21 protein-coding genes are annotated in these 18,036 nt (G+C 66.7%); 15 read left to right on the top strand and 6 right to left on the bottom strand.

The annotated features are described in order from the left end of the window. Nucleotides 1-191 precede the first annotated feature (191 nt). From ubiB to METRZ18153_RS0119545, 3 genes are all read left to right on the top strand, one after another. Nucleotides 192-1,721: a ubiquinone biosynthesis regulatory protein kinase UbiB gene (gene ubiB / locus METRZ18153_RS0119555; protein WP_020166330.1), complete on the top strand. Its 1,530-nt coding sequence runs from the start codon at nucleotides 192-194 to the stop codon at nucleotides 1,719-1,721. Nucleotides 1,722-1,892: 171 nt separating this feature from the next. Then, nucleotides 1,893-2,501, top strand: a complete 609-nt coding sequence (locus tag METRZ18153_RS0119550) for a hypothetical protein (protein ID WP_020166329.1) — start codon at nucleotides 1,893-1,895, stop codon at nucleotides 2,499-2,501. A gap of 103 nt (nucleotides 2,502-2,604) precedes the next feature. Further along, a complete protein-coding gene (locus tag METRZ18153_RS0119545; RefSeq protein WP_020166328.1) occupies nucleotides 2,605-4,107 on the top strand; it encodes a high affinity choline transporter 1 in 1,503 nt (500 codons plus the stop codon). Here the strand turns inward: METRZ18153_RS0119545 and METRZ18153_RS0119540 are convergent, their stop codons facing one another. The 4 genes from METRZ18153_RS0119540 to METRZ18153_RS0119525 all read right to left on the bottom strand — a co-directional run bounded on the left by METRZ18153_RS0119540 (nucleotide 4,108) and on the right by METRZ18153_RS0119525 (nucleotide 7,672). Further along, complete coding sequence (locus METRZ18153_RS0119540) at nucleotides 4,108-4,812, bottom strand: hypothetical protein (protein WP_020166327.1); 705 nt, start codon at nucleotides 4,810-4,812, stop codon at nucleotides 4,108-4,110. A 245-nt stretch (nucleotides 4,813-5,057) separates the two neighbouring features. Beyond that, on the bottom strand, nucleotides 5,058-6,488 hold the full coding sequence (locus METRZ18153_RS0119535; RefSeq protein ID WP_020166326.1) for an ammonium transporter: 1,431 nt from the start codon (nucleotides 6,486-6,488) through the stop codon (nucleotides 5,058-5,060). 13 nt (nucleotides 6,489-6,501) lie between these two features. Beyond that, entirely contained in the window at nucleotides 6,502-6,840 is a 339-nt protein-coding gene (gene glnK, locus METRZ18153_RS0119530; protein ID WP_018412627.1) for a P-II family nitrogen regulator, read from the bottom strand. A gap of 37 nt (nucleotides 6,841-6,877) precedes the next feature. Further along, entirely contained in the window at nucleotides 6,878-7,672 is a 795-nt protein-coding gene (locus METRZ18153_RS0119525) for a TorF family putative porin (RefSeq protein ID WP_020166325.1), read from the bottom strand. A 372-nt stretch (nucleotides 7,673-8,044) separates the two neighbouring features. On the opposite strand from METRZ18153_RS0119525, the gene METRZ18153_RS0119520 reads away from it, so the two are divergent. The 8 genes from METRZ18153_RS0119520 to METRZ18153_RS0119485 all read left to right on the top strand — a co-directional run bounded on the left by METRZ18153_RS0119520 (nucleotide 8,045) and on the right by METRZ18153_RS0119485 (nucleotide 12,737). Continuing rightward, the gene (locus METRZ18153_RS0119520; RefSeq protein WP_019916149.1) at nucleotides 8,045-8,293 is read left to right on the top strand and encodes an accessory factor UbiK family protein; all 249 of its coding nucleotides are present in this window, start codon (nucleotides 8,045-8,047) and stop codon (nucleotides 8,291-8,293) included. Nucleotides 8,294-8,359: 66 nt separating this feature from the next. Then, the gene (locus tag METRZ18153_RS0119515) at nucleotides 8,360-8,941 is read left to right on the top strand and encodes a YceI family protein (RefSeq protein WP_020166324.1); all 582 of its coding nucleotides are present in this window, start codon (nucleotides 8,360-8,362) and stop codon (nucleotides 8,939-8,941) included. 57 nt (nucleotides 8,942-8,998) lie between these two features. Next, nucleotides 8,999-9,574, top strand: a complete 576-nt coding sequence (locus METRZ18153_RS0119510) for a YceI family protein (protein WP_020166323.1) — start codon at nucleotides 8,999-9,001, stop codon at nucleotides 9,572-9,574. 229 nt (nucleotides 9,575-9,803) lie between these two features. Then, entirely contained in the window at nucleotides 9,804-10,382 is a 579-nt protein-coding gene (locus METRZ18153_RS0119505) for a DJ-1/PfpI family protein (protein WP_020166322.1), read from the top strand. A 67-nt stretch (nucleotides 10,383-10,449) separates the two neighbouring features. Continuing rightward, complete coding sequence (locus METRZ18153_RS0119500; protein ID WP_020166321.1) at nucleotides 10,450-10,833, top strand: ribbon-helix-helix domain-containing protein; 384 nt, start codon at nucleotides 10,450-10,452, stop codon at nucleotides 10,831-10,833. Then, nucleotides 10,833-11,336 (top strand): YgjP-like metallopeptidase domain-containing protein, encoded by a 504-nt coding sequence (locus METRZ18153_RS0119495; RefSeq protein WP_020166320.1) that lies wholly within the window; start codon nucleotides 10,833-10,835, stop codon nucleotides 11,334-11,336. The genes METRZ18153_RS0119500 and METRZ18153_RS0119495 overlap by 1 nt, the downstream gene beginning before the upstream one ends. A gap of 32 nt (nucleotides 11,337-11,368) precedes the next feature. Further along, nucleotides 11,369-12,298, top strand: a complete 930-nt coding sequence (locus METRZ18153_RS0119490; protein WP_020166319.1) for a patatin-like phospholipase family protein — start codon at nucleotides 11,369-11,371, stop codon at nucleotides 12,296-12,298. A gap of 10 nt (nucleotides 12,299-12,308) precedes the next feature. Then, nucleotides 12,309-12,737, top strand: a complete 429-nt coding sequence (locus tag METRZ18153_RS0119485) for a cupin domain-containing protein (RefSeq protein ID WP_157257257.1) — start codon at nucleotides 12,309-12,311, stop codon at nucleotides 12,735-12,737. Between the two features lie 97 nt (nucleotides 12,738-12,834). On the opposite strand, the gene METRZ18153_RS0119480 is transcribed toward METRZ18153_RS0119485, so the two are convergent. Together METRZ18153_RS0119480 and METRZ18153_RS0119475 are read right to left on the bottom strand one after the other, a co-directional pair. Then, on the bottom strand, nucleotides 12,835-12,978 hold the full coding sequence (locus tag METRZ18153_RS0119480; RefSeq protein WP_020166317.1) for an entericidin A/B family lipoprotein: 144 nt from the start codon (nucleotides 12,976-12,978) through the stop codon (nucleotides 12,835-12,837). A 28-nt stretch (nucleotides 12,979-13,006) separates the two neighbouring features. Beyond that, nucleotides 13,007-13,393, bottom strand: a complete 387-nt coding sequence (locus tag METRZ18153_RS0119475; RefSeq protein ID WP_232416096.1) for a hypothetical protein — start codon at nucleotides 13,391-13,393, stop codon at nucleotides 13,007-13,009. A 141-nt stretch (nucleotides 13,394-13,534) separates the two neighbouring features. Here METRZ18153_RS0119475 and METRZ18153_RS0119470 point away from each other — a divergent pair, with 141 nt between their 5' ends. The 4 genes from METRZ18153_RS0119470 (at nucleotide 13,535) to METRZ18153_RS0119455 (ending at nucleotide 18,024) form a co-directional block, all read left to right on the top strand. Continuing rightward, nucleotides 13,535-14,107 carry an NnrU family protein gene (locus tag METRZ18153_RS0119470; protein ID WP_020166315.1) on the top strand — a complete coding sequence of 191 codons (573 nt, stop codon included), beginning with the start codon at nucleotides 13,535-13,537 and terminating at the stop codon, nucleotides 14,105-14,107. 11 nt (nucleotides 14,108-14,118) lie between these two features. Then, nucleotides 14,119-14,547, top strand: a complete 429-nt coding sequence (locus METRZ18153_RS0119465; RefSeq protein WP_020166314.1) for a PPC domain-containing DNA-binding protein — start codon at nucleotides 14,119-14,121, stop codon at nucleotides 14,545-14,547. Between the two features lie 364 nt (nucleotides 14,548-14,911). Next, nucleotides 14,912-16,567, top strand: a complete 1,656-nt coding sequence (locus tag METRZ18153_RS0119460) for an ATP-binding domain-containing protein (RefSeq protein ID WP_020166313.1) — start codon at nucleotides 14,912-14,914, stop codon at nucleotides 16,565-16,567. A 23-nt stretch (nucleotides 16,568-16,590) separates the two neighbouring features. Then, on the top strand, nucleotides 16,591-18,024 hold the full coding sequence (locus METRZ18153_RS0119455; protein WP_198291266.1) for a cobyric acid synthase: 1,434 nt from the start codon (nucleotides 16,591-16,593) through the stop codon (nucleotides 18,022-18,024). Nucleotides 18,025-18,036 lie beyond the last annotated feature (12 nt).

Raw genomic sequence — 18,036 nt, 5'->3', positions numbered from 1 at the left:
AAGCGCAGAAGCATTTGAAGACCGCGAAGTATAACGCGAGCCCGTGGAGGCCCGCCGCGCGCGGCTTCCGGGGCGGCAGGCCTTCTTGTACAGTGCGCGCTCCCGCGCCGCTGCCGAATTTAGCAACATGACGTTTCACGCCGCCCGTCCGACCCCTGCCGATCCGCTGCCCGCGGTGAAGGGCTGAACCGATGCGCTGGTTGCGACTGCTCAAGATCGTCACCGTCAGCCTGCGTTTCGGGCTCGACCAGATGCTGATCGACGCCGGCAGCAAGCTGCGCTTCGCCGGTCTGCTGCGCGTCACCCGGCTGGGCCGCCGCTTCGACGCGCCGCGCGCGGTGCGTCTGCGTCAGGCGCTGGAGGCGCTCGGCCCCATCTTCGTCAAGTTCGGCCAGATGCTGTCGACGCGGCGCGACCTGCTGCCGCCCGATCTGGCCGACGAACTGGCGAAGCTGCAGGACCGCGTGCCGCCCTTTCCGTCGGAACAGGCGATCGCCCGCCTCGAAACCTTCTACGGCAAGCCGCTGGCGCAGGTCTTCCGCAGCTTCGAAACGCAGCCGGTGGCGTCGGCCTCGGTCGCCCAGGTGCATTTCGCGGTGCTGCCGACCGGTGAGGAAGTGGCGGTCAAGGTGCTGCGGCCGGGCATCGAGCACGTCATCGCCAACGACATCGCGCTGATGGAAACCGCCGCCACGCTGCTCGAACGCGTGTGGTCGGAAGGCCGCCGGCTGAAGGCGCGCGAGGTGGTGGCGGAGTTTTCCAAGCATCTCGGCGACGAGCTGGACCTGATGCGCGAGGCGTCGAACTGTTCGCAGCTGCGCCGTAACTTCCGCGATTCGCCGCTGCTCGCCGTGCCAGAGGTGTACTGGGACTACTGCGGTCCGGGCGCGATGGTGATGCAGCGCATGCACGGTCTGCCCATCTCGCAGGTCGACGCATTGCGCGCCCAGGGCGTAGACATGGCCGCGCTGTCGCGCGCCGGCGTCGAAATCTTTTTCACCCAGGTGTTCCGCGACGGCTTTTTTCACGCCGACATGCATCCGGGCAACATTTTCGTCGCACCGGACGGCCAGTACATCGCGCTCGACTTCGGCATCATGGGCACGCTGACCGACGTCGACAAGAACTACCTGGCGCAGAACTTCCTCGCCTTCTTCCAGCGCGACTACAAGCGCGTCGCGCAGGCCCACGTCGACGCCGGCTGGGTGCCGCGCGGCACTCGGGTAGACGAATTCGAAGCGTCGATCCGTGCCGTCTGCGAGCCCATCTTCGACAAGCCGCTGAAGGAAATCGAGTTCGGCCGCACGCTGCTGCGCCTGTTCCAGGTATCGCGCCGCTTCAACGTCGAGATCCAGCCGCAGCTGGTGATGCTGCAGAAGACGCTGCTCAATATCGAAGGCCTGGGCCGTCAGCTCGATCCGGAACTGGATCTGTGGAAGACGGCCAAGCCCTTCCTCGAGCGCTGGATGAGCGAACAGATGGGCTGGCGCGCGCTGCGCCGCAAGCTGGTCGAAGAGGCGCCGGGCTGGGCGCTGACGATGCCCGAGCTGCCCCGTCTGGCGCACCGCGTGCTGAGCCAGGCCGCCGCCCACGACGCCTTGCACGACCCCATCATCATCGAGCGGCGCAGCCGTCGCCAGCTGCGCTGGCTGCGCATACTGAGCGCGCTGGTCGCGGTGCTGATCGGTCTCGAAATCTGGCGCATCGCCGCCGGTCTGTAGGAGTCATCGGCAGCACGTCTGCCGTGGTCGGGAAGAACACCCGAAGCGGCGCCCTCAAGTCAGCGCCCGCACCGTCGTTAGTGATCCTTCATGCCGCGAGATCACAACGATGAAAACGACCACGGTAGATACGCATCAAGGCTGCACGGCGTCCCGCCCGGAGGACGCGCGATGACGCCGGCTCACCCCGCACGCCTCGGCGCGCTGGCCGGGTCGATGACCCGTTCGGTACGCGGCGCGGCGATGACCTTTTCGCAGATCGTGTCCGAACGCGTCGGCATGTCGGTTTCGCACGTCGCGCTGGCCGACCGCGAGTCGCTGCAGCGCAGCCTGTGCGCGCTCGACGAATTCAGCGGCGGTCGCCTTTGCGTGGTCGCGCAGCGCATGCGCACCGCCGATGGCCAGGCGGCCGAAGCGCTGCTGGCGCTGCCGGAGGAGGGCGCGCTGCTCATCGTGCGCCGCATGCTCGGGCTGGCCGATGTCTCCGACGAACTGACCGAACTCGAACAGGATGCGCTGGCCGAAGCCGGCAGCATCGTCATCGACGCCTGCAGCGGCGGCCTCGCCGGCGCCTTCGGCTGGAAGGTCGAGGCGACGCAGCCGCGGGTTGCGCTGTCGTCGCGCGACTGCGCTTTCGGCGTCGACGAATCGCTGCAGAACGCGCTGGTCACCCACCTGCACATCCATCTGTCCGGCCTGCGGGTCGAGGGGCGCGTGGTGCTCGAAATGGTGGCCGACACGGCGCTGCCGGCCGCCTCGCACTATCCACTTTCGGCCTGATAGAAAAACAGCCGCTTTCCTTTGCCCATCAGCGTTTGCGCGCCGCTATCATTGCGCTCGCGCGGCGTCGTGCCGCGCCGCGCAATGTTCCGCCGGGGCGTTCATGCTGATCTGGTTCGTAGTGCTCTATCTGATGGTGTCGGTCGGCATCGGCCTGTACGCGTCGAAGAACGTCCATAACGCGAAGGACTTCGCGGTGGCCGGGCGCAGCCTGCCGCTGCCGGTGGTCACCGCCACCGTGTTCGCCACGTGGTTCGGTGCCGAGGCGGTGTTCGGCGTGTCGGCGCAGTTCGTCACCGAAGGCCTGGGCGGCGTGGTGGCCGACCCCTTCGGTTCGTCGATGTGCCTGATCATCGCCGGCTTCTTCTTCGCCTCGAAGCTGTACAAGCTCAACATCCTGACCGTCGGCGACTACTACCGCATGCGCTACAACCGCACGGTGGAGGCGATCACCTCGATGTGCATCGTCGTGTCCTACCTCGGCTGGGTGGCGGCGCAGATCAAGGCCATGGGCCTCATCTTCTTCATGGTGACCAACGGCGCCGTGAGCCAGGAGGCAGGCATGGTGCTGGGCGCGGTCATCGTGCTCACCTACACCACCTTCGGCGGCATGTTCTCGGTGGCCATCCTCGACTTCGTGCAGATGGCGGTGTCGATGGGCGGCCTGCTCTACATCGCCTACATCATCAGCGGCCTGACCGGCGGCGTGGCGCCGGTGATCGAGCACGCGTCGGCAGCCGGCAAGCTCGATTTCTTCCCGCCGGCCGACCCCTGGCTGTGGATCACCTTCATCGGCGCCTGGCTCACCATGATGCTGGGTTCGATTCCGCAGCAGGACGTGTTCCAGCGCGTCACCTCGGCGAAGTCGGCCAAGGTGGCCGTCGGTGGTTCGGTGCTCGGCGCGACCATCTACTTCTGCTTCTGCTTCGTGCCGATGTTCATCGCCTATTCGGCGACGCTGATCGATCCGGCCACCTTCGGCGCGCTGATCGAGGAGGATTCGCAGCGCGTGCTGCCGACGCTGGTGATGCAGCACACGCCGCTGATCGCGCAGATCCTGTTCTTCGGCGCCGTGCTGTCGGCCATCATGAGCTGCTCGTCGGCGACGCTGCTGGCGCCCTCGGTCACCTTTGCCGAGAACATCGTGAAGGGCTTCTACCCGCGCATGAGCGACCGTCAGCTGCTGTTCGTGATGCGCGGCGCCATCGTCGGCTTTGCCAGCGTCGTGCTGCTGGTCGCGCTCAATTCGGAAACCAGTATCTTCGGCATGGTCGAGAACGCCTACAAGGTGACGCTGGCCGGCGCCTTCGTGCCGCTGTTCTTCGGTGCCTTCTGGAAACGCGCGACGACCCAGGGCGCGCTGGCGGCCATCATCGGCGGGCTGATGTCATGGCTGCTGATCGAGATCCTGGTCGGTGAAGCGAGCCTGGTACCGCCGCAGCTGATCGGTCTGGTCGTCAGCATGGTCGGCATGGTGGGTGGGTCACTGCTGCCGCAGTGGGTCGGTCACCGGCTGCCGCACGAACCGGATCACGCCGCGCTGCATCACCATGCTGCGTCAGGTACGCACCACGCCGCGCCTGGCGGTCACCACACGCCGAACTGATCAGGGCTTCGCGCCCGTCTCGGTGGTTTCCTTGGCGTCCTTGGTGGCTTCCTTCGCTGCCGCCTCGGCCTCGCGGCGGGCGCGCTCCTCTTCGCGGCGCTGTACGCGCTCGTCGATCTTCGCCGCCTTACGCCGTTGGTCGGCGGCGCGCTCGGCGGCACGCGCGTCCTCGCGCTTGCGCTTGGCCGCCTGTGCGGCGTCGCGCTCTGCCTGAGCGCGTTCGCGCGCCTCGGCCTGGGCCGCCATTTCGGCGTCCTTGTCGGCGCGGGCGGCTGCATCCTGCGCCCGCTGCGCCTCCTGTTCGCGCGTCTTGACGCTCATTTCGATCGACTTGTCCCGGCGCGCTTCGGCCGCACGCTGCTTTTCCGCGCGGCGAACTTCGGCGGCGCGGGTGCGCATGTCGCGCTCGATTTCGCTGGCCTGTATTTCCAGCTTGCGCGCCTCGCCCACGCTGCGGCGATAGGCTTCGTCGGTGTCCTCGATGCAGGACGACACCAGCGTGCGCTGCCAGCAGGCGGCATAGCCCTCGTCGCGCGCGATGCGGGCGGCTTCCTGTTGCGTGCGTGCCTGCTGTTTCAGCTCAGCGGCCTGGTCGCGCAGCCGTGCGCGCTCTTCCGCGGGGAAGCTGTCCTCCTGCGCAGCGGCGAAGGTGCTCGCGCTCAGGGCGATCAGCGCAGCCATGCTGCGCAGGGCAAAGGTGTTCACGTGCGGTGTCCTCGTTCAATCCGGGGCGCCTCGGCGGGCGCCCTCGTTGCCGTCCCCCGCGGCGCTGAGGGCAGCAGGGGCCATGATGCTAACCCGCAACCGCGGGTCGGGCACGAGATCGATCAACGCGCATGCCTCGCTGGCGACGGACAGCACGCGCCGGCCTGGGCCTCGCTGACACCGTGCACGCACAAAAAAAACGGGCGCCCGAAGGCGCCCGAACCATTGCTGGAGGAGTGTTCGTATCAGAGGCGGTAGGCGGTTTCGCCGTGGGCGGTCACGTCCAGACCTTCGCGCTCTTCGTCTTCCGGCACACGCAGGCCGATGAAGATGTCGACCAGCTTGTAGGCGATGAAGGACACGACGCCCGACCACACGATGGTGATCACCACGCTCATCGCCTGGATGCCGACCTGGGCACCCATCGCGAAGTCCTCGGCACCGGTGCCGCCGAGCGACGGCGCGGTGAACACGCCGGTCAGGATGGCGCCGACGATGCCGCCGACACCATGCACGCCGAACACGTCGAGCGAGTCATCGGCACCGAGCATGTGCTTCAGGCCATTCACGCCCCACAAGCAGATCACGCCAGCCAGCAGACCGATCACCAGTGCACCCATCGGGCCGACGGTACCGCAGGCCGGGGTGATGGCAACCAGACCGGCGATCGAGCCGGAAGCGGCACCCAGCATCGACGGCTTGCCCTTGAAGATGGCTTCGGCGGCGATCCACGCAACGGTAGCAGCAGCGGCGGCAATCATCGTGTTGATGGCGGCCAGCGCAGTGTTGGCGTTGGCTTCCAGGTTGGAGCCGGCGTTGAAGCCGAACCAGCCCACCCACAGCATCGACGCACCGACCATGGTCAGTACCAGCGAGTGCGGGGCCATCGATTCCTTGCCGTAGCCGATGCGCTTGCCGACCATGTAGGCACCCACCAGACCGGCGACACCGGCATTGATGTGCACCACCGTGCCGCCGGCGAAGTCGAGCGCGCCGTGACCCAGCAGGTAACCACCGGCACCCCACACCATGTGGGCGATCGGGATGTAGGAGAAGGTGAACCACAGCACCGAGAACAGCAGCACGGCCGAGAACTTGGCGCGTTCGGCGAACGAACCGACGATCAGCGCGGCGGTGATGCCGGCGAAGGTCAGCTGGAACACGATGAACACGTACTCGGGCAGCTTCACGGCGGGGCTGAAGGTGTCAGCCAGCGATTCGACCGAGACACCGCTCAGGAAGAGCTTGTCCAGCGAACCGATGAAGGGCGTGCCCTCGGTGAAGGCCAGGCTGTAGCCGTAGACGACCCACAGCACGCCGATCAGCGAGAACACCACCATCACCTGCATCAGCACCGACAGCATGTTCTTGGCGCGCACCATGCCGCCGTAGAACAGCGCCAGGCCGGGCAGGGCCATGAACAGCACGATGATGGTGGAGACCAGCATCCAGGCCACGTCGCCCTTATGGACTTCGGCCTTCACTTCTTCGGCCGGAGCCGCTTCAGCCGGTGCTGCTTCGGCGGCCACCGGTGCTGCCTCGGGCGCCGCCGGGGCGTCGGCGGCCGGTGCGGCCGCTTCTGCCGCGACCGGCGCTGCCGGGGGGTCTTCTGCCATGACAGGCGCTGCCAGGCCGATGGCCAGCGTTGCGCACAGGATGCTCAAAAAGCGCTTCATCTCCCGTTCTCCCTTAAAGCGCATCGACGCCGGTTTCACCGGTGCGGATGCGGACGACTTGTTCGAGATCGAATACGAAAATCTTGCCGTCGCCGATCTTGCCGGTGCTGGCGGATTTTTCGATGGCTTCGACGACGCTGTCGACCAGCTCGTCGCTGATCGCCGCTTCGATCTTCACCTTCGGCAGGAAATCGACGACATACTCGGCACCGCGATACAGCTCGGTGTGGCCTTTCTGACGACCGAAACCCTTGACCTCGGTGACGGTGATGCCCTGCACGCCGATGGCGGACAGCGCCTCACGCACTTCGTCAAGCTTGAACGGCTTGATGATGGCAGTGACTAGTTTCATGACATTCCCCTGGCAGATGCCGCGAAGCGTTTGTAAATCAGAAGGTCTTGGAAACGAATACGACGTACTGGTCGTCACCGAGGTACTTGCCCTTCAGATTGGTGTAGAAGGCCTTTTCCGTGCTGTTCATGCTGGTGTCGGTATAGAAAGCACCGACAGTGAAGCTTTGCGGCAGCGCGTAGGACAGGCCGATCTTCCAGTCTTCGTACGAGGCGAAGGAGTCGTTCTTGACGCCGGCGTTCGAGCCATCAAATTCCTGGATGCCGTAGTGCAGGTTAAGCGTCAGGGCGTCGGTGATCGGGTAGTTGGCCTGCAGGTCCAGATACCAGGTGCCGTCGGCGTTGTTTACGCCGAAGGTGTCGCCGAGGCTGTACGAGTACTTCGCCGACAGGAACTTCCAGCTGGCTGCAACATAGACTTCGGTCGTGTCGGCCTTGGTTATGCCGGGGTTGCGATCGCCCGGATAGATGTATTGCAGGATACCCACGTCCATGCCGATGTCTTCGGTCACTGCGAACTTGTAGCCGCCGTAGACGTCGATTTCCATGCTGGAGCTGGAATAGGCCGGATCCACACCAGCCGGCGCATCCTTGAGCCACGAAATGTTCGAAGCCCAGGTGCCGATGTAGAAGCCGCTGGCGTGCGAGTAGTCGAAGCCGCCCTGCAGTGCGATGTCTTCGTTGGTCTGGCTGATGCCGCGGAACACGTACTGGCTGAACAGACCGACGTTGCCGGTGAAGGTGTGCGGGCTGGCCGGCTCTTCGGCATGGACGGAGAAGGCGGGCACGGCCAGCGCGCTGGCGAGGGCGGCGGCGATCAGAGTCTTTTGCATGAGTGTTCACTCCTTGATGTTAGGGAAAACTGCTCAGCCTCCATTGCACGGACCGTGCCAGCAAACAAACATCAATCATTTCAATGGTTTGTGATCATGTCCCACAGCGGCGCCGTGATCCATGCAACGGCCTTGCCCCAAGTTCACGCGCGACAAATCCGACTCGCACCAAGTCGGTGCGTGAATACATGGCCTTACATTCCGTGCGCGAATTCGGTGCCCGCATGCCCGGAAATGCACCGCGATGTCATGAATGGCGTCGCCGCGATGGTCGCGCCGGCTGCCGCTTGCCGGCACAATGCGCGGCGAACGTTCGTCGCGTCGGCGTCCCGCCGGGGTGACGCGTTGAATCCCTAACTGCAGGAGGTCGCCATGCTCAATCCCAAGATGCTCGAGGAGCTGTCCAGCCGTTTTTCCGAACTGATTGCCGCCAGCCCGGCCCGCGATCTGGAAAAGAACGCCAAGGCGATGGCCAGCGCCATGTTTTCCCGCCTCGATCTGGTTACGCGCGAGGAATTCGACGTGCAGAAAGAGGTGCTGGCCCGCACCCGCGCCCAGCTCGAAGCGCTGGAAGCGCGCGTTGCCGAGCTCGAAAGCAGAATGGCTCAGCGCGAAGGCTGACTGCCGCCGCGGAATTTTTCCCGTCATCGCGCATCAACAACGGTGTGCGACTTATATGGAGAGCTCATGACCTTCCCGAATTTCACGGCCGTGTGCCGGTCGACCGTGATCGCTGCGGGTCTGGCGCTGGCTTTGCCGGCGCTGGCGGCCGGCACCTACAGCCGTGTGCTGCCCGAGAAAAGTTCACTGGCCTTCGTGTCGCAGCAGATGGGGGTGTCGGTCGACGGCACCTTCCGCAAGTTTGCTGCCACGCTGGACTTCGACCCGACCAAACCCGAGGCCGGCAAGGCCACGTTGGACATCGAACTGGCATCGATCGACGCCGGCGGCCCGGAAGCCAACGACGAGGTGAAGGGCAAGAACTGGTTCGACGTGAAGCAGTTTCCGACCGCGCGCTTCGTGTCCACCTCGGTCAAGCCGCTGGGTAACAACAAGTACGAAGTGCGTGGCCAGATGAGCATCAAGGGCAAGACGCGTGAGGTGGCGGCCCCCTTCACGCTGAAACCGGAAGGCGCCGGTGCGGTGCTCGAAGGCAGTTTCCCGCTCAAGCGCCTCGATTACGGGGTCGGCACCGGCGCCTGGGGTGACACCTCGGTGGTCGCCGACGAGGTGCAGATCCGCTTCCGGCTGGCCGTCGCCGGCAAGTAATCCCCCGGGCCCGCCCGCCCGCGGCGCGCCGGTACATCAATAAGAAGGAGTTCCTGCATGAAGAAGATCGCTGTTGCCCTGTTCGGCGCATTCGCCGGCCTGTCCATGACCGCCGGCGCGATGGCCGCCGACAGCTTCACCATCGACAGCCGCCACACCTTCCCGGTGTTCGAGGTGAACCACCTCGGTTTCTCGACCCAGCGCGGCCGCTTCAACAACGTGACCGGCAAGATCATGCTGGTGCCGGCGCAGAAGAGCGGCAGCATCGAAGTCACCATCGACAGCGCTTCGGTCGACATGGGCCTCGAAGCCTGGGACAAGCACATGCGCGGCGAGGATTTCTTCAACGTCGAGAAGTTTCCGAACATGACCTTCAAGTCGACCAAGCTGATGTACGAAGGTGACAAGCTGGTCGGCGCGGAAGGCGATTTCACGCTGCTTGGCGTGACCCAGCCGGTGCGCCTCGACGTCAAGGGCTTCGCCTGCGGCACCCACCCGATCAACAAGAAGGCGCTGTGCGGTGCAGACATCTCGACCACCATCAAGCGTTCGGACTTCGGCATGACCAAGTACCTGCCGGGCATCGGCGACACGGTGGTGATCAATATCCCGGTCGAGGCGTTCAAGGACTGAGGCGGCGCCGGAGCGCAGCTGCCGTGTCGCGGCCAAGGCCGCTCCCACGACGCGTGCGCCCGAGCCGCTAGCCGAACCTGTGGGAGGGGTCTTCTGACCCCGACAGCGGCCGTCGATCAGCTACGGCCGCATGTGCCTCATGTGTTAACCGAATACCACCCCGAACCCTTTTGTCCGTAGCACGTTAGCGACCTGCGCGCGTCGCGCGCTTCACGCGAGGAGGACGGACATGAAGGCGAAGAAAATCCTGTTGCTGGCCGGCGATTTCGTCGAGGACTACGAAATCATGGTGCCTTTCCAGGCGCTGCTGGCCGTGGGCCACACCGTGCACGCGGTGTGTCCGGACAAGAAGGCGGGCGACCAGATCGCCACCGCCATTCACGATTTCGAAGGTCAGCAGACCTATTCCGAAAAGCGCGGCCACAACTTCACGCTGAACGCCACGTTCGACACCGTGAAGGCAGAGGACTACGACGCGCTGGTCATTCCGGGCGGTCGTGCGCCTGAATACCTGCGCATGGACGACAAGGTGCTGGCCATCGTCCGTCACTTCGCGCTGGCCGACAAGCCGATCGCCGCGATCTGCCACGGTGCCCAGCTGCTGGCCGGCGCCAAGGTGCTCGAAGGCCGCCTGTGCTCGGCCTACCCAGCCTGCCGCGCCGAGGTCGAACTGGCGGGTGGCCGCTACGCCGACATCGCCATCGACGGCGCGGTGACCGATCGCAACCTCGTCACCGCACCGGCCTGGCCGGCGCACCCGGCGTGGATTTCTCAGTTCCTCGCAGTGCTCGGCACACGCATCGAGTAAGCGAACAGCGCAGCGGGGCGCCTGCGTTCCGCTGCGCTGTCTACAATAGGCGCAGGAGGTGTCACCCATGTGCCAGATCTTCATCCGCGCCGACCCCGAACTTTATGTGATGCGCAGCCGTTCGCTGAGGCTGCGCGGCGTCGCCACCAGCATCCGGCTGGAAAACCAGTTCTGGGACGTGCTGGAGGAGATCGGCGCGCGCGACGGGCTGACGCTGCCGCGCCTCATTTCCAAGCTGTACGACGAACTGGCCGAGGCGGGCGGCGGTGACGGCGCCCACCTGCTGCCGGCCAACTTCACCTCCTTCCTGCGCGTGTGCTGCGGCCGTTACATGGCGCTGCAACTGGCCGGCGCGATACCGGCCGACACCCGCATCGCCATTTCGTCGCTCGACGCCGAGCGCGTGCTGGCGGCCGAACGCCGGCGTACCGCGGCCAACCAGGTCGCCTGATGACGACGCTGAAGTACCTGTCGGCCTATCCGGCCCATATCCAGGACCAGGTGCGCACGCTGATCGAGCAGGACCGGCTGGCCGAAACCCTGCGCGTGCGCTATCCCGAGCGCCATGACGTGCGCAGCGATTCCGCGCTGTACGACTACGTGCTCGAACTGAAGAACCGCCACCTGCGCACCGCGCCGCCGGTCGCCAAAGTGGCGTACGACAGCGGCCTTGGACTGGTGGCGAAGGCGCTCGGCACGCAGACCACGATTTCGCGCGTGCAGGGTGCAAAGCTCAAGAGCAAGCGGGAAATCCGCGTCGCCACGCTGTTCCGCGACTGCGCGCCGGAGTTTCTGAAGATGATCGTCGTGCATGAGCTGGCTCATCTGAAGGTGCGTGAGCACGACAAGAGTTTCTATGCGCTGTGCGAGCACATGGAACCGCGCTATCACCAGTACGAGTTCGACCTGCGGCTGCACCTGACCTGTCTCGATCTCGCAGGGAAGTCCGCGTAGCCGGTGACCCGCGCGGCGCTACACTGCGGCCGATGAGCGAACTGAAGAAAACCGTATCTCTCGTGCTCGGTTCCGGTGGCGCCCGCGGCCTTGCGCACATCGGCGTCATCCGCGAACTGCTGGCGCGCGGCTACGACATCCGCGCGATCTCCGGTTCGTCGATGGGCGCCGTGGTGGGCGGCATTCACGCTGCCGGCGGGCTCGACGCGTACGAGCAGTGGGTGACCGGCCTCGCCCAGTCCGACGTGTTCCGCCTGCTCGACTGGACCTTCTCCGGCGGCGGCCTGATCCGCGGCACGCTGCTGATGACGCGGCTGCGCGATCTGATCGGCGACTGCGACATCGAAACCCTGCCGCTGGACTTCACCGCGGTCGCGGTCGACATCGAGCGCGGGCGCGAGGTGTGGTTCACCGACGGTCCGCTGTTCGAAGCGATGCGCGCCTCGATGGCGGTGCCGTCCATCTTCACGCCGCACGCCTACCGCGGCCGTATGCTGGTCGATGGCGGCCTGCTCAATCCGGTGCCGGTGGCGCCGACACAGCGCACGCTGACCGACCTCACCGTCGTGGTTGACCTGAATGGCGAATCGGTCGAGCCGCCACCGCTGCAGAAGCTGCCCGCCGAGGTATCCCCCGGATTGCTGGCGCGCCTGCGCGGCTATCTGCCGGGGGGCAATGGCGACGCCAAGCCGGTCGAGACCGGTCTGGCGATGTCCGACGTGCTCATGCGTTCGCTCGAAACCATGCAGGCAGCGATCACCCGCCAGCACCTCGCGGTGTTCTGGCCGGATGTCGTCATCAGCGTGCCGAAGAACACCTGCCAGTTCCATGAATTCCATCTGGCGGCGTCGCTGATCGACTACGGCCGCCAGCTGGCGGCCGCCGCACTCGATGCGGCTGAGAAAGAGCGCGCGCGGCACGACGGTCATACGCCGCTGCGTACCGATCAAGCGCAGCAGTAGGGAGCCGTCGATGCATGGATCGATGATCGCGCTGACCGTTGCCCTGCTCAGTGGCGCGGTCGCGGCACAGACCCCGCCGCTGCCGCTGCGGCCGGAGCAGGCCACCTGGTTCAGCCCGCCGGCGGTTCCGGCGCTGAAAGCCGCCTGGCTGGTCGGTTCGGAACAGGGCGCCGGACCCTACCTGCTGCGCGTGCGTCTGGCGGCGGGCGGTCGCTTTCCGCCGCATACCCATCCCGACACCCGCTACACGACGGTGCTCAGCGGCACGCTTTACGTCGGCTTCGGCGAGCGCGTCGATGAGACCGCCGTGGTGGCGGTGCCGACGGGCGCCATCTACGAAGCGCCGGCCGGCGTGCCGCACTGGGTATGGGCGAGAGACGGCGACGTCGAATACCAGGAGTCCGGCGTCGCACCGACCGCAACCCGTCTCCTCCGCTGACTGCGTGGACAAAAAAACGCCCGGTTCCGCGAGCGGACCGGGCGAGCGCAAGGAGGAGTGAAACGGAGCAGCTACTTCAACAGCATCAACAGCAGGACTACATCTTTTGCTGGACGTCGCGGGCGGTGTCCTGAACCTTCTCGCCACCGGCTTCGATGTCCTTGCCGGCGCCAGCGATCGTGTTGCAGCCCGCCAGCGCGAGGCCGGCGCACATCAGCATCAGGGTGATCAATCTGTTCATCGTCGTCTCCTGTCGTTCTGTGTGGGGTTCAGGTGCGGTTGCGCAGCTGTGCAACCGTCGGCTGGAAGTCGCCCTCTTCATCGACATCCAGCGTCAGCATCAGTCCGTCCTCGACCGGCTGCAGCCGGTAATCGGGTACCGCCAGACGCAGTCCGGCGTCACTGCCGCGCGAGATGCGCACCATGGCGTAACGGGCGGAGCGTTCGCCGTGACGGGCCGAAATGGTCTGCTCCACCACGCCCACGGTCGCGCCTTCGGTGTCGAACACTTCGCGGCCGTCCAGCGACGACAGCGCGACGGCGGCGCCCGACGGCGACGCGTCGATGCGTCCGGTGCGACCCAGTTCATAGGCGGCGAGCAGGGCGATCACGGTCAGCGCGCCGGCCAGTGCCGACATCAGCATGCGTCCAGTCACGATGGGAATCTCCGTCTGCATCACACGAGCCCAGTATGGGCAGCAGGTGCGTGTGCGCCTGTCATCCGTCGCGGTGGGTGCGTGTAGGACAAATCCGGCAGGCGCTTCGGTTACCCTCGCGTCTGGTCGAGGAGGGCGGACATGATCTGGTTGATTGCAGGACTGGTGCTGGTGATCGGTGTGCATTCATTGAGGCTGGTTTCACCCGGCCTGCGCGAGCAGGTGATTGCGCGGCACGGCGCGATGCGCTGGCGCCTGCTGCATTCGGGCGCGTCGCTCGTCGGCCTGGTGCTGCTGATCTGGGGCTACGGCGAGGCGCGGGCGGAGCCGCTGTGGCTGTGGATACCGCCGGTGTGGTCGCGTCACGCCGCCGCGCTGCTGATGCTGCCTTCATTCGTGCTGCTGGCGGCTTCGCTGCTGCCGGGCTCGCGCATCGCCGCCCGGCTGCGCCAGCCGCTGGCCGCGTCGGTGAAGATATGGGCGTTCGCCCACCTGCTGGCCAATGGCACGCTGGCCGACCTGCTCATGTTCGGCAGTTTCCTCGCGTGGGCGGTGCTGTCCTTCACGCTGCTGCGTCGGCGCGAGGCGCATCTGCCGGTGCCGCCGGGCTCGGCGGCCGGCGATCTGAAGGTGGTGCTGGCCGGCGTCGCCGGCTGGGCCGTGTTCGCGTTCTGGCTGCACGGCCTGCTGATCGGCGTGCGGCCCTTCGGCTGAGGAGAGCGGGAATGATGACCGTGCACATCGAGCGCCTGCGCCCGGGCGACGACCTGCGGCGCAGCCTCGAACAATGGGCTAAGCGGCAGGACCTCGGCGCCGCATTCGTGCTGTCGGCCGTCGGCAGCCTGTCGCCGGCCATGCTGCGGCTGGCCGGGCGGGATACGCCGACGGTGATCGACGGCGACAGCGAACTGCTGACGCTGTCCGGCACGATCAGCGCGCACGGCGTGCATCTGCACCTGTCGGTGGCCGACGCGCACGGACAGGTGACCGGCGGTCATCTTCTTGCCGGCAGCATCGTGCGCACGACGGTGGAACTGGTGCTCGGCATCGCCAGCGGTTGGGAAATCCGCCGCGAGATTGACCCGCTCACCGGCTACGAGGAAATGGTGGCCGAGAACCACGACGAACTGCTCGGTGCGCGCGGCCCGGACTGATATCCACGCAGCGCGCGAAAAACTATTTCGTCACCGTTGCCCAAAAAACAGGCAACACCGTTGACACCGGCCCCCGCCGGGCGATTGCGGCGTCTATACATCTTTCGCTAACAAGTTTGTCCACAGATGCTGTGGATGACGCACCGCGGCATGCCTCGAACCATGTCGCGGTCATCGGTACGCGCCGCGGACGGAGGTGAATCCCCCGGCTTCGGCGCACCTGCCCAAAAATGAGGCAACCCTATTGACACCCTCAGCCGGCGCGGCTGTCGTGACGACGCGATGCATCTTGTCCACAGATGTTGTGGATAAGAACGGCGCGCCGGCCGTGTAAGCTCGCGGCTTTCCGATCCAGGATCCTGCAGTGGCGAAAGTCATTCCCGACGGCTGGCGAGAACTCGCGGCGGGCGAGGCCGGCGGCGCGGCCGAGCGCGAACTGGCGACGCTGGCGCTGCTCGAGCGCGGCCTGCCGGCCGCCTATACCGTCTATCACGGCGTGCATTGGACGCGGCTCGACGAGGGCGGCTTCTCGATCTACGGCGACATCGACTTCGTCGTGGTGAATGCCGCCGGCGAACTGCTGGCCATCGAACAGCGCAGCGGTTTCCTCGAAGAGGGGCCGCACGGCCTCAGTTCGCGCCGGCGCGGTCGCGACCGCAACGTCGCGGTCGGCATCGCGCGCTCGCGCACCGCGCTGCAGGCCCGGCTGGCCGCGCGGCTCGGCGGGCCGGCACCGCGCATCGAATACCTGCTGTACTGCCCGGACTACTTCGTGCGCCAGGCGCATACCGCCGGCATCGAGCCTGAGCGCATCGTCGACGCCGCGGTGCGCGACCAGCTGATACCGCGCATCCGCGCCATCCTGCCGCCGGGCGAACACAGCGGGCACGCGCCCGAGGTGCACCGCTTTCTGCGTGACGAGATCAAGCTGGAGCCGGACGTCGCCGCGCGGCTGGGCATCGCGCGCGAGCGCATCACGCGCGTCGCCGGCGGCCTGTCGCAGTGGGCGCGCGCGCTCGACTTCGATCCCTACCGGCTGCGCGTGGTCGGTACCGCCGGTTCCGGCAAGACCCAGCTCGCGCTGGCCGAGTACAGCGCGGCCATCGCCGCCGGCCGTCGCCCGCTCTACGTCTGCTTCAACCGCCCGCTCGCCGACCACCTCGCGCACATCGCGCCGGAAGGCGGCATGGCCTGCACCTTCCACCACCTGTGCGAACGCGTGCTCGCCGCGCACGGCGAGCGGCCGGACTACGCCAAGCCGGACGCTTTCGACGCGCTCATTGCGCGTGCCGGCGAGCTTGAGGTGCCGGACGACCTGCGTTTCGATTCCATCATTGTCGACGAGGGGCAGGACTTTTCCGCCGACTGGGCGCAGCAGCTGTGGCGCCACGCCGACGACGACGCGCGCCGCATCTGGCTGGAAGATCCGATGCAGAACCTGTACGCGCGCCCGCCGATCGAACTGCCGGGCTGGGTCACGCTGCGCGCGCACAGCAATTTCCGCAGCCCGCGGCCGGTGGTGCGCATGCTGCAGGCGCTGCTGCCGGCCGCCGAGCACATCGAGGCGGCGTCGCCGTTCGAGGCGGACGAGGTCGAGCTGCTCAGCTACGACGCGGCCCATCCGCTGACCACGCGGGTGAAGGAAGCGATACGGCTGTGCTTCGCCGCCGGCTTCCATGCGCAGGACGTTGCCATCATCAGCTGGCGCGGCCGCGAACAGTCGGAACTGCTGCGCCACGACCGGCTCGGCGCCAATGCGCTGCGCAGCTTCACCGGTCAGTACGACCTGCTCGGCCAGCCGGAGTATTCCGGCGGTGAGGTGCTGATCGAATCGGTGTACCGCTTCAAGGGACAGTCGGCGCCGGCGGTCATCCTCGCCGAAATCGATTTCGAAACGCTGGACGAACGCACGCTGCGCAAGCTCTTCGTCGGCGCCACGCGCGCCATGATGAAGCTGGTGCTGGTGGCGAGCGAGCGCGCTGCCGCTCAGCTGCGCGACAAGCTGGCGGCGCATCCGTGAGCGCGATGACAGCGAACGCGCTGATGATCCAGGGCACCACGTCGGACGCCGGCAAGAGCACGGTCGCCGCCGGCCTGTGCCGCAGCCTGCACCGGCGCGGTGTGCGCGTGGCGCCGTTCAAGCCGCAGAACATGGCGCTGAACAGCGCGGTCACCGCCGACGGCGGCGAGATCGGCCGCGCCCAGGCGCTGCAGGCGCACGCCTGCGGGCTGGCGCCGCACACCGACATGAACCCGGTGCTGCTCAAGCCCAATTCCGACACCGGCGCGCAGGTCATCGTGCATGGCCGCGCACTGGCCAATATGGAAGCGCGCGCCTACCACGACTACAAGCGGGTCGCGATGGACGCGGTGATGCAGTCCTGGCGGCGGCTCACCGCGCAGTACGACTTCGTCGTCGTCGAAGGCGCCGGCAGTCCTGCGGAGATCAATCTGCGCGACCGTGACATCGCCAACATGGGCTTCGCGCTGCCCAACCGCTGCCCTGTCGTCATCGTCGCCGACATCGACCGCGGTGGCGTGTTCGCCCATCTGGTCGGCACGCTGGACTGCCTATCCGGTGACGAACGCGCGCTGGTACGCGGCTTCGTCATCAACCGCTTCCGCGGCGACCGCGCGCTGCTGCGTTCGGGCGAAGAGTGGCTTGAGCGGCGCACCGGCCTGCCGGTGTTCGGCGTGCTGCCGATGCTGAAAGGTCTGCACCTCGACGCCGAGGACGCGATTCAGACACAACAGACCGCTGCGGGTGAGGTCGCGCGGTTGCGCGTGGCGGTGCCGGTGTTTCCGCGCATCAGCAATCACACGGACTTCGACGCGCTGCGTGCCCATCCCCAGGTCGACCTGATGTTCGTGCCGCTCGATCGGCCGCTGCCGGCCTGCGACCTCGTCATCCTGCCCGGCAGCAAGAGCGTGCAGGGCGACCTGGCGGCACTGCGCGCGCACGGCTGGGACGCGCAGATCGCCCGTCACCTGCGTTACGGCGGTCGCCTGCTCGGCATCTGCGGCGGCATGCAGATGATGGGCGGTGCACTGCACGATCCGCAGGGCCTGGAGGGCGCGCCGGGCAGCGTGGCCGGCCTCGGCCTGTTCGACTACGACACCACGCTGGAAGCGGAAAAGCAGCTGCGGGTGGTCGCGGGCCGCCTGCAGCCGGGCGGCGAGGCGGTGCGCGGATACGAAATCCATATGGGCGTCAGCAGCGGCCCGGCGCTGGCGCGTCCGGCAGTCGAACTGGAGCACGGCCCGGACGGCGCGCGCTCGGCGGACGGGCAGCTGATGGCGACCTATCTGCACGGCCTGTTCGACGCGCCCCAGGCCTGTGCCGCACTGCTCGCCTGGGCCGGCCTCGAAGCGGCGCAGCCGCTCGACCTGCACGCGCTGCGTGAAGCCAGCCTCGACCGGCTGGCCGACTGCATCGAAGCGGAGATCGACATCGACCGGATGTGCGGTTTCCGCTGACCACTGCGAAGG

The sequence above is a fragment of the Methyloversatilis discipulorum genome, assembly GCF_000385375.1.
Classification (GTDB): Bacteria; Pseudomonadota; Gammaproteobacteria; order Burkholderiales; family Rhodocyclaceae; genus Methyloversatilis; species Methyloversatilis discipulorum_A.
The sequence above is the reverse complement of the archived record's forward strand: the minus strand, read 5'-3'. Positions and strand labels throughout refer to the sequence as shown.

Bases quoted from the DNA above. Each gene is read 5' to 3' on its own strand.
- ubiB (WP_020166330.1), top strand. From the start codon at position 192: ATGCGCTGGTTGCGACTGCTCAAGATCGTCACCGTCAGCCTGCGTTTC.
- METRZ18153_RS0119550 (WP_020166329.1), top strand. From the start codon at position 1,893: ATGACGCCGGCTCACCCCGCACGCCTCGGCGCGCTGGCCGGGTCGATG.
- METRZ18153_RS0119545 (WP_020166328.1), top strand. From the start codon at position 2,605: ATGCTGATCTGGTTCGTAGTGCTCTATCTGATGGTGTCGGTCGGCATC.
- METRZ18153_RS0119535 (WP_020166326.1), bottom strand. From the start codon at position 6,488: ATGAAGCGCTTTTTGAGCATCCTGTGCGCAACGCTGGCCATCGGCCTG.
- glnK (WP_018412627.1), bottom strand. From the start codon at position 6,840: ATGAAACTAGTCACTGCCATCATCAAGCCGTTCAAGCTTGACGAAGTG.
- METRZ18153_RS0119525 (WP_020166325.1), bottom strand. From the start codon at position 7,672: ATGCAAAAGACTCTGATCGCCGCCGCCCTCGCCAGCGCGCTGGCCGTG.
- METRZ18153_RS0119520 (WP_019916149.1), top strand. From the start codon at position 8,045: ATGCTCAATCCCAAGATGCTCGAGGAGCTGTCCAGCCGTTTTTCCGAA.
- METRZ18153_RS0119515 (WP_020166324.1), top strand. From the start codon at position 8,360: ATGACCTTCCCGAATTTCACGGCCGTGTGCCGGTCGACCGTGATCGCT.
- METRZ18153_RS0119510 (WP_020166323.1), top strand. From the start codon at position 8,999: ATGAAGAAGATCGCTGTTGCCCTGTTCGGCGCATTCGCCGGCCTGTCC.
- METRZ18153_RS0119505 (WP_020166322.1), top strand. From the start codon at position 9,804: ATGAAGGCGAAGAAAATCCTGTTGCTGGCCGGCGATTTCGTCGAGGAC.
- METRZ18153_RS0119500 (WP_020166321.1), top strand. From the start codon at position 10,450: ATGTGCCAGATCTTCATCCGCGCCGACCCCGAACTTTATGTGATGCGC.
- METRZ18153_RS0119495 (WP_020166320.1), top strand. From the start codon at position 10,833: ATGACGACGCTGAAGTACCTGTCGGCCTATCCGGCCCATATCCAGGAC.
- METRZ18153_RS0119490 (WP_020166319.1), top strand. From the start codon at position 11,369: ATGAGCGAACTGAAGAAAACCGTATCTCTCGTGCTCGGTTCCGGTGGC.
- METRZ18153_RS0119485 (WP_157257257.1), top strand. From the start codon at position 12,309: ATGCATGGATCGATGATCGCGCTGACCGTTGCCCTGCTCAGTGGCGCG.
- METRZ18153_RS0119480 (WP_020166317.1), bottom strand. From the start codon at position 12,978: ATGAACAGATTGATCACCCTGATGCTGATGTGCGCCGGCCTCGCGCTG.
- METRZ18153_RS0119470 (WP_020166315.1), top strand. From the start codon at position 13,535: ATGATCTGGTTGATTGCAGGACTGGTGCTGGTGATCGGTGTGCATTCA.
- METRZ18153_RS0119465 (WP_020166314.1), top strand. From the start codon at position 14,119: ATGATGACCGTGCACATCGAGCGCCTGCGCCCGGGCGACGACCTGCGG.
- METRZ18153_RS0119455 (WP_198291266.1), top strand. From the start codon at position 16,591: ATGATCCAGGGCACCACGTCGGACGCCGGCAAGAGCACGGTCGCCGCC.